Source organism: Streptomyces flaveolus (assembly GCF_000716535.1).
In the GTDB taxonomy this organism is placed as follows: domain Bacteria; phylum Actinomycetota; class Actinomycetes; order Streptomycetales; family Streptomycetaceae; genus Streptomyces; species Streptomyces flaveolus_A.
In genome coordinates this window covers 33,082-43,231 of sequence record NZ_JNWV01000069.1, presented here as the reverse complement: position 1 = coordinate 43,231, position 10,150 = coordinate 33,082, and the positions used below count along the sequence as shown (strand labels likewise).

Annotated in this window: 5 protein-coding genes; 1 reads left to right on the top strand and 4 read right to left on the bottom strand. The window is 71.6% G+C overall.

The window, feature by feature from the left end; translation table 11 throughout:
- From OO52_RS43505 to OO52_RS51900, 3 genes are all read right to left on the bottom strand, one after another.
- Window positions 1–3,264 (bottom strand): non-ribosomal peptide synthetase (locus OO52_RS43505; RefSeq protein WP_037631045.1); only part of this gene is annotated, 3,264 nt, incomplete at its 3' end.
- A 238-nt stretch (window positions 3,265–3,502) separates the two neighbouring features.
- A complete protein-coding gene (locus tag OO52_RS43500; RefSeq protein ID WP_234339995.1) occupies window positions 3,503–4,780 on the bottom strand; it encodes an MFS transporter in 1,278 nt (425 codons plus the stop codon).
- A 318-nt stretch (window positions 4,781–5,098) separates the two neighbouring features.
- The gene (locus OO52_RS51900) at window positions 5,099–5,251 is read right to left on the bottom strand and encodes a hypothetical protein (protein ID WP_167347961.1); all 153 of its coding nucleotides are present in this window, start codon (window positions 5,249–5,251) and stop codon (window positions 5,099–5,101) included.
- A gap of 287 nt (window positions 5,252–5,538) precedes the next feature.
- Between OO52_RS51900 and OO52_RS43495 the strand changes: the two genes are divergently transcribed.
- Window positions 5,539–6,726 carry an alanine--tRNA ligase-related protein gene (locus tag OO52_RS43495; protein ID WP_234339994.1) on the top strand — a complete coding sequence of 396 codons (1,188 nt, stop codon included), beginning with the start codon at window positions 5,539–5,541 and terminating at the stop codon, window positions 6,724–6,726.
- A 65-nt stretch (window positions 6,727–6,791) separates the two neighbouring features.
- Here OO52_RS43495 and OO52_RS43490 read toward each other — a convergent pair whose 3' ends face one another.
- On the bottom strand, window positions 6,792–10,016 hold the full coding sequence (locus OO52_RS43490; protein WP_051819089.1) for an amidohydrolase family protein: 3,225 nt from the start codon (window positions 10,014–10,016) through the stop codon (window positions 6,792–6,794).
- Window positions 10,017–10,150: the final 134 nt, after the last annotated feature.

Below are 10,150 nucleotides of genomic sequence, written 5' to 3'. Positions count from 1 at the left end.
GAGTTCGCTGTCGGAGTCGAGCACGGCCGGTGTGTCGGGGTACCGGGCCGCGGTCGCGTCGATCAGGTCGGGCAGCAGACCACCGCCGTAGTCCACCGCCTCACCCACACCCGATGCCAGCAACCACCCGTGCTCCTCGGCGTCGCCGTCGGTCAGCAGCTTGATCCGGTCCGTCGGAAGATCCGGATCGGCCAGCGCGGACTCCAGCAGCGAGATGTAGTGGGAGACCATCCGCCGCATCGTGGCCTCGTCGAAGAGCGCGGTGGAGTACTCCCAGATGAGCGTGATGCGATCGTGGTCAGGGTGGTCCTCACGACCGGTGCGCTGCTGGGCCCGCGGCACGACGACGATGTTCAGGTCCATCTTGGCGGAGCCGTTGTGCCGCTCCAGGATGGTGCCCTCCAGCCCGCCGAACTCCAGGTCGGGCACCAACGCGTTGTGGAAGCTGAACATCACCTGGAACAGCGGGTTGATCGAGGGCACCCGCGGCGGCGCCACCGCCTCGACCAGCCGGTCCAGCGGTACGTCCTGCCAGTCCGAGGTGTCGACCAGGATGTCGTGCACGCGGTGCCGGAGACGGTCGAAGCTCGGTGAGCCGGAGGTGTCGATGCGCAGGGGCAGCGTGTTCACCACCATGCCGAGCATGCGCTCCGTCTCCGCGATGCGGCGGTTGGCGGCACCGGTGCCGATGACCAGGTCGTTCTGGCCCGAGTAGCGGCTCAGCAGGGAGGCGAAGCCGGACAGCATCGAGGCGAAGAGGGTCACTCCGGACTGCCGGCTGGACTCGCGCAGCGCGCGGCTCAGCTCGACCGGCAGATCGACCCGCAGGGCCGACCCGCGGAAGGAGGGGACGCGCGGCCGGGGCCGGTCGGTGGGCAGGTCCAGTACGTGCGGTGCGCCCTCCAGATGCCGCTTCCAGTAGGCGAGATGCCGGTCGAGGACCTCGTCACGCATCCACGAACGCTGCCACGACGCGAAGTCGGCGTACTGCACCGCCGGTTCGGGCAGCGGGGACGGACGGCCCGCGGCCAGCTCCGGGTAGATCGCGCGGATCTCGTCCAGGAGGATGCCGAACGACCAGCCGTCGTGGACGAAGTGGTGCTCCACCTGGACCAGTGTGTGGTCGTCCGCGGCATGCCTGATCAGCAGCCAGCGCGCCAGTGGGGGGTCGGTCAGCTCGAAGGGCTTGCGGATGGTCTCCCGCACCACTTCCTCGGTACGGGCCTCCCGCTCCTCGGGCAGCACGTCCTCCAGGTCGACGACCGGCATGTGCACCGGCATGGGCGGGCGCGGTTCCTGCACCGGCACGCCGTCGACCGTCATGAAGGCGGTGCGGAAGATCTCGTGCCGGCGCACGATCTCGGTGAGGGTGTCGCGCAGTGCCGTCGCGTCGAGCGGGCCGCGCAGCCGGATGGTGGCCTGGGCGTTGTAGGCCAGGTTGCCCGGGGAGAGCTGTTCGAGGAACCAGATGCGTTCCTGCGGGAAGGACAGCGGCAGCGGCCGGTCGCGCGGCACCGGAACCACCGGCGGCAAGGGCGGTGCGGTGTCGCCGCGCCGGTCCAGCGCCGCCGCCATGCCGGCCACCGTGCGCTCCTCGTAGATGCTGGAGATCGGCAGTTCGACGCCGAACTCGGCGCGGACACGGGCCGCGAGCCTTCCGGCGAGCAGCGAGTGGCCGCCCAGGTGGAAGAAGTCGTCGTCCGCGCCGACACCGTCGATGCCGAGGAGATCCGCGGCGATCTCGGCGAGACGGCGCTCCGTCTCGGTCCGGGTGTCCGAGCCGCCCGTGCCCAGTCCCAGCGACGCGCGGTCGGGAGCCGGGAGCGCGGCACGGTCCAGCTTGCCGTTGGGAGTCAGCGGCAGGCGGTCGATGAGGACGACGGACGGGACCATGTAGTGCGGCAGCCGGCCACCGGCGAACTCCCGCAGTTCCAGGGGTCGTACGTCCGGAGCCACGGCGTAGGCGAGCAGCCGGTCCTCGTCGCCGACACGCCCCACGACGACCGCGGCGTCCTGCACCCCCGGGTGTTCCCGCAGCACGCCGGCGACTTCGTCGAGTTCGATACGGAAGCCGTTGAGCTTGACCTGCTGGTCGATGCGGCCGAGGAAGTCCAGCTCCCCCTCCGGCGACAGCCGGACCAGGTCGCCGGTGCGGTAGGCGCGCTCGCCCGGCGCCCCGGGGTCGGGTACGAAGCGCTCCGCCGTCAGACCGGGCCGCCCGATGTAGCCGCGCGCCACGCCCTCACCGCCGATGACCAGTTCGCCGGGCTCGCCGGCCGGTACCGGGCGCAGCGACTCGTCGAGCACGTACAGACGGACACCGTCGATCGCGCCGCCGATGACGGGCTTGCCTCCGCCCGGGAAGACCGGGGAGACCGAGGCCCAGACCGTGGCCTCGGTCGGGCCGTAGGCGTTGAACATGGTGCGTCCCGGAGCCCACCGGTCCACGAGCTGCTGCGGCAGGGCCTCACCGGCGCAGACGATGGTCTCCAGGTCCGGCAGGGGCGCCGGGGGCACCATGCCGAGCACGCTCGGCGGCAGTGTGATGTGGGTGATCCGGGCCTGTGCGAGGAAGTCCCCGAGGCCGGGGCCGTACAGCACGTCCCGGCGCGGAGGCAGCACCAGGGTGGCCCCGGAGCACAGTGCCATCGTGAGTTCGAAGACGGACGCGTCGAAGCTGGGCGAGGCGAACTGGAGGACGCGCTTTCCCGGACGTACCCCGAAGACGCTGATCTGCGCTTCGGCGAGGTTGGCGAGACCGCGCTGGGTGAGCGTCACGCCCTTGGGCCGGCCGGTGGAGCCGGAGGTGTAGATGACGTACGCCGGTGACTCAGGGCCCGGCCGTGGCGGGGACACCGGGTCCGCCGGGCCGTCGGAGGCCGGGTCCACCAGGGGAACGTCGAGGTCGCGCAGCCAGTCGGGTGCCGTCGTCTCGGCGATGATCAGCACCGAGCCGGAGTCGCGGACCATGTAGGCGAGACGGTCGCGCGGGTACGACGGATCCAGCGGCAGCCAGGCGGCGCCCGCCCGGACGATCGCCAGCACGGCGACCACGAGGTCGAGGGACGGCTCCATGAACACGCCGACCGTCGCCTCCGGCCGTACTCCCGACGCGCGCAGCCTGGCGGCCAGTTCGCCGGCCCGGCGGTCCAGGTCGGCGTAGGTGAGGTGGCGGTCGCCGAGTTCCACCGCCGGTGCGTGGGGGGTCTCGATGACTTGCGTGGCGAACTTGTCGGAGAAGGAGCCGAAATCTGCTGATGTCACGGAAGTCTCCATGAGGGCGATGACAGACGACAGGAGACCGGGGCAGGGGCCTCGTGCCGCAGCCGGCTTCTGCATCCGGGTGCGGCGGCACCTGTCTTTCCCGGTCTTCCTGCGGCGGCGGACGCGGGTCGGGGTGGGGCGGACGCCCGGGTTGCGATGGCGATCAGCGATTGCCGGATCACGCTAACCGCGACGGGACCGCGAAATCGGCACTGTGAGCGGCACCCTGGCGGCAATGTCAGGTGCCTGTCGCAGTGACGGGGGCTTCGTGCGCCGCCCTCGGCAGGTCGCGCCGGCGCAAGGGAGAGGGCAACACCCAGAGGAACGAGGTGAGGGCGCCGGTGACCGCGATCCACAGGGTCGTACGTGTGTCGAGCCAGCCGGCGGCGGTTCCCGCGGCCAGTGCCGCGAAGGGCCGGGTACCGAGGTTGGCGGTCTGGTAGACCCCGAACACCATCGAGCGCGAGGCGTCGGGAACCAACGAGGTCAGCACGGTGGCCACCGTGATGTCGATCCACATGACACCGATCCCGGAGCCGAACTCGGCCGCGACGAGCATCGCCGCCACCACATGAGTGGGCCCGTCGGCGGCGGGAATCAGGAGCATGGAGGCGGGCATCATGACGCAACCGAGGAGGAAGGCAGGGCCCACCCCGACGCGTCGCGTCAGCGGTGTCGCGCACACGGCTCCCACCACGGCGCCGACGGCCCCCGCACCGAGAATCAGACCGAGCAGGTCGGGACCGAGGTGAAGGGTCTCGGTCGCGTAGAGGACGAAGAGCGTGGTGACACCGAAGCAGAAGAAGTTCACGCTCGCCGTGGCGGCCAGCGCGGCCCGGATGGCCGGCGACCGTGCGATGTACCGCACCGCCGCGCGCATGGCGGCACCCTCCCGTGGTGCCGGTGGTGCCTCCTCCGGGGCGATACGGGACAGCAGCAGCGCGGAAGCGAGGTAGGACAGCGCGTCCGCGGCCAGGGCGACCGGGGCTGTGAACAGCTGCACCAGGAAGCCGCCGACCGTGGGGCCGGCCACTTTCGCCATGGCCCTGTTCCCGCTCACCAGGGAGTTGCCGGCGACGTACTGGGCCGGCTCGACCAGCGCTTTGAACACCGGGGGGTTGCAGACCTCGAAGACGACCGACAGCGCGCCCGTGGCGAAGGCCGCGGCGTAGAGATGCCAGAAGGTGAGCGTGCCGAAGGCATGGGCGACGGGGATGGTCATCAGGACGGCGAATCTCCCCACGTCAGCCGCGATCATGGCCCGGCGGCGGTGCCGTCGCCGGTCCGCCCACAGACCCGCGTGCAGCCCGAACAGGAGATACGGAATCCACGCCGCGGCGGACAGGTAGCCCATCTGCGCGGTGTCGGCGTGGATGACGGTGACGGCGATGAGCGGAACGGCGAGGTTGGAGACCTGGTCTCCGAGCCGGGACACCGTCTGTGCGGCCCAGTAACGGCGGAAGGGGGGATCGCGCAGGAGGGTGGCGGGCCGGTCGAAGGTCATGGAGCCACTCATGGAGCCCGACCTTAGGGAGAGAATGGATGACCGGTCAACAAATATTGACAAATTCTTGACTCGATCTGACAAGCCGCAAGCCGTCCGGTCTTCTCGGGCGGTAAACGGGGCATAGCTCGACATGCGCTGACGAAACTCCGACGCGCACGCCGCGTTGACTCAGCAAGTCTCGCACTGTCAAGATCGCGTGCCCTTGCCAGGCGCTCACCGTTCATCCTTGTGGTGTGGCCCTCTGCCGCCGAGCCGAGGCACTGATGTGCGAAGCGTCCCGCGAGGAACTCGCGGGACGCTTCCACTTTGCCCGGCAGCGCGATCACCTCAGCAGCACAGCGGGAGGTCGTCGTCGTCGGGCGTGCCGTCCGCGAGCGTCACCTGGGTGCCCGTGACGTCGTGGGGGAGCGCTCTCGTCAGCGGAGAGCCCACCGACAGCAGGGCGGCGGCGACCAGGAAAAGGGCAGCAAGAGTGCGCACGGGAGGAACTCTCCATCGATCAGTAGGGGCCTTTGAGCCGTGCGGCTCGACTGCGAAGAGCGTGACAGGTAATGACAGAGGCAGTCAAGAGTTGAACGAGCTAGGGAAAAAGTCCTTCTTGTCTCAATGATGAGCGATTGACTGTCCTTCCGATGCCTATATGTCAGGAAATGGGCTGGAGGGGCTCTTGGGTCTGTTCTTTGCTTGCTATATTGACTGTCACTTTCGAGTCACTAATCAGATCCGGGGTGCAGGACGTGAACCAAGCGTCGATTGACATTCAGCAGGTGTCAGCCGCCTTGGCCGCCCAGGGCTACCGCTGGCAGCCACCGCCGGCCCTCGCACAGCCCGGCCGGACCGAACTGTTCCCCAGCCACCTCGCACCCTCGTGGGCCGATCCGCTCCTCGCCTCCCTCTCACACTCGCGCGGCGGCGTCCACACCGTGCGCTGGTCGATCGGAGCGCGTCACATACATGCCGTGCCGGTCGGCATACCTCCCTCGGCGCAGCGTGTGCTGAGCGCCGTCTGGGCAGGTCCCCGTCCGTTCCACGTCCCCATCGAGGAGGTGGCGAAGGCCCTCGCCGGCGCCGGGGTGGACGCGCGTGGCCTGGCCTTCGTCGTGTCGGCGAGTCCCTCCGACGCGGACCCCCTGCACCAGGCCCTCGGGCGTCTCGGAGTGGCACCCCGTCAGATCGGGTCCGACGTGCGTCGTGCGACGAGGAAGCGGGCACCGCTGGCCGGCGGCCCGCGCCTCAGCATCGAGTTCCCGGTCGGGCCCCCTTGCAGCAGCACGTGCGGCCCAGGCTGCCGATGCGGTCGTTACCTCGTCCTCGCCCGCTTGCGGTTCAGCGCGCCGTCCCAGGTGCGCTCGGTGCTGGAAGTCGCCGTGCTCGAAAGCGAACTCCTCAGTGTCGTGGACGACACCCGTGAACCGTTCGCCGTACGCCGCTTCACGCGGCTGGTGGAGAGCGTCCAGGAAGTACTTCCGGCCCAGGGAACACGGACGGCACAGGCCCAGCGCGTCCGTGTGCTCGTCGACCGCTCCTTCACCGCCGCTCTGCTGATCGGTTCGGGCTTCGCGCCGGGCCCCCGGGGCAGGGCCCATGTCGTGCGCCGTCTGCTGAGGCACGCGGGCACCGAGCTGGCCCTGACCGGTGTGTCCCTGACGCGGCTCGACACCCTGGTCGAGGCGGCGGACAGAACCGTGCGCACCAAGCTGGGGTTCACGCCCCTGTCCCACCACCTGCTCGACACGGTACGAGAGGAACGCGAACGCTTCGCACGCGTGCTCTCCAGGGCGCCGATGCTCCTGGAACGTGCGATGGCACGTCGTCACCATCCCGCCGAGAGAGCCCGCGTCCTGCTCCAGCTACGCGGCGATCACGGTATCCCGCTCGGCATCGCCACGGCCTGGTGCCAGGAGAACGGCATCGCGATCTCCCTGCGGCACGTGGCCCGGCTCGAACGGAGATGACACAGCGAACGCCGGCCACGCGCGGTCGCCCCGGAACGCGGGAACGTTCGGATGCCCGAGCTCGTCTACGGCCCGGTGATGTGTTCCGAACAGCACGGCTCCCGGCGCAACTGCCGGCTGACCGCGAGCCAGTCGGCGTGCGCCGGGCCGGACGGTGCCGGCGGGCCGGCCGGGAACGCGTTCACCAGGTCCTCGCGGCGGTGCACCCTGCCGTCCCGCATGACCCAGGAGGTACGGACGAGGTCGTCGACGTCGTGGAACGGGTCGCCGTCGATCACCGTGAGGTCGGCGAGCTTCCCCGGCTCCAGGGTGCCCAGATCGTCCGCGACCCCGAAGAGCCGGGCCGGGACGACCGTCGCCGTACGCAGCGCCTGTGCGACGGACAGGCCGCCGAAGCGGTGCAGGGCCCGCAGGGCGAGGTGGAGGTGGAGACCGAGGGGGGCCAGCGGCGCGTCCGTGCCGAGGGCGAGCACCCCGCCGTCGCCGAGGACCCGCCGGTAGACGGCCGTCTCCCGCTCCAGGGCGCGCGTGGCCGCGTCGCTGGGCGGTGTCCGCGCCAGGCTCCGCACCAGCGCGGCGTCCCACGGCGCGGCGAGCCGGGTGACGCGGGTGTCGTCGGCGAGCGAGGGATCGGCGCCGAGCTGGGCGAGCGCGGTGAACGGGGTGGCGATGAGCGCGAAGTCGCCGCCCCGGTACGTCTCGTGGACGTCCTGGTAGGAGTGGCCGGTGGGGGTGAGGGCGTGCCCGTACTCGGTGCGCTGGGTGGCCTGGAGGTGGGTGGTGAGGTCCTGGCCGACGGCCGCTCCGGGGGACAGGAAGTGGCTGCCGGCCAGGACGCCGAGGTCCCGGTGGGCCGTGCGGGCGGCTTCCCGCATGACCGAGGCGGGCGCACGGACGTAGGTCTTGACGAAGTCGACGTCGAGCGCGGCCGCGCGGCGCAGGGTCCGCTCCAGACCCTCCCGCGTCCGGTGCGCACGCGCCATGCTGTAGGCGACCCGGCTGCCGTCGATCAGCTCCCCGGTGGCGAACAGACGGGGTGCTGCCATGCGGCCGGCCGCCACCGACTCCCGGATGCGGACGGCCTCGTGGGCGAAGCCGCCGAGGGAGACGTTCGTGGTGATGCCGTAGGCGAGCATCAGGCTGCCCTGCCGGCTGCCGTAGGTGTACTGCCAGGGGTGGGTGTGGGAGTCCCACAGGCCCGGGATGACGGTGGAGGCGGAGGCGTCGATGACGCGTTCGCCCCTGCGGGCCCGTGCCCGGTGGGGTTCCACGGCGGCGATGCGGTGGCCGCGGACGACGAGGTCCACGTCGTCCCGGGGCGACTCGCCCGTCCCGTCCCACAGCCGTCCGGCGTGCACCCGGACGGTGTCGGACCGGGACGGCAGCCGCCGCCGGTAGGTGAGCGGCACCGGGACGTCACGCCGGCCGGAACCGTCGCGGGCCACGAGCCTGAGCCGCCCGCTCGCCTCGTACATCAGGGTGCGGGAGTCCCCCGACCAGGAAGGGTGGTCGGCGGCCTCGTCGGTCAGGCGCCGCGGGTCGCCGGCGGGGGAGCCGTCCGGGTGCACCGGCATCACCCACAGCGCGGACTCCATGACGAACGCCATGGCCGTGCCGTCCGGCGACCACACGGGGCCGCTGTTGCCACGGTCGGACAGCGAGGCGTGCGCGGCCGGCAGATACGCGGCCCACTGCCCGGTCCGGGTGTCCACGACACGGATGACGTTGTAACCCTCGCGGAAGCGGCGGTTGAGCCGGTTGCGGTCACTGAACGCGAGGTACCGCCCGTCGGGCGACCAACTCGGCCGTCCCGGAAGCCCGTTGGCGCCGAGCGGTGCGGCGAGGGTCCGCTCCTCACCGGTGGCGAGGTCGCGGACGAGCAGATTGCCGGTGGAGTCCTGGCAGGCGAGCCTGGCGCCGTCGGGGGAGAGCACCGGATTGAGGCGTCCCCCCGTCGCCAGCACCTCCTCCCGGCCGCCGTCGAGCCGGAACCGGCGCACACCGATCAGCCCGTCGCCGCCCGGCCCGCTCTCCCGGCAGTACAGGACGCTCCGCCCGTCCGGAGCCCACGACGGCATCTGCACGTAGACGGACGGCGGCGCCTGCACCAGCCTGCGCGGGCGGCCGCCGCGCACCGGCATCACCCACAGTGCGTCGAGCGCGACGAACGCCACGGACGCGCCGTCGGGGGAGAGCACCGGCAGGTGCACACCCCGGACCGGGCGCCGGGCCACCGAGTCGAAGTCGTACCGCTTGTGGGACCCGCCCGGCCGCGGCACCGGCAGTTCGGCCACGAACGGAACCGTCTGCGCGCCGCCGCGTGCCGTACCCGGCCGCCGTACCCGCACCTGCCCGTCCGCGACGTAGAACAGCTCACCGTCCGCCGTCCAGGAGGGCGGCAGCGGGGAGACGTCCTCGCCGTCCGTCACCGGCTCGCCGTCCACCAGCAGCGTGGACCGCGCCGCGTGCGTGCCCTGAGCGGCGTCGTCCACCCGGACACAGGCCACCCGGCCGTCCGCACAGACCGCGGGTCCCACCAGCGTCCCCGCGTCGACGGTACGCACCACCGTGACGCTCCCGCCCCCGGCGGGAACGGAGGCGAGGGTACGCCCGCCGTCGGCGCCGGCCCGGACGAAGACCACCGTGCGGCCGTCGGGGTGCCAGGCCGGGTCGTAGTCCTCCACCCCGGCGTCACGGGTGAGCCGCGTCAGCTCACCGGAGCGCACGTCCACCGTCCAGATGGAGTACGAGCTGCCCCGTACGGCGTCCCCGCCCCGCTCGGACGCGAACGCGATCCGGCTGCCGTCGGGCGACCAGCTCACGCCCCGGTCGTCCCACGGCCCGGACGTCAGCCGGCGCGGACCGGAACCGTCCGGCGCCATCGTCCACACGTGGAACCCACCGCCCTGATAGGCGCAGACGGCGAGCCGGGAACCGTCCGGCGACCAGGCCACCCGGGCCGGTTCCAGCCCGGCCTCGGTCAGCGCCGTCGCCGGTCCGCCCGCGCGGGGCAGCGACCACAACACGCCCTGCACCTCGACGACCAGACGCCCGCCGTCCGGCGAGACGGCCACGGAGGCGTTGGTGCCACCGGTGAACCGAAGAGTCCTGCCGGCGGCGGCCACGGCTCCCGTAGGACCGGCCGGGGACGCGGCCGCCGCGCCCGCCTGGACCGGCAACGAGACCGCTGCCGCACCGAGCCCCGCCCTGAGAACACCGCGCCGGGACACTCCTGAGCGCCGCTCCATGTGTGGCCTTCCGTCAGACGGACAACGCACCGGCGTCAGCATTATGGCAACGATGTCCGTACGATCGCCGTAGCGATACGGTCAAGTCCCGCAGCGGTCACGCTCCTTGTGCGCCACAATCCCGACCCGCGCCCGCTTGAGCACGTTCGACCGGCACGAGGCCTCGTTCTCCGGCG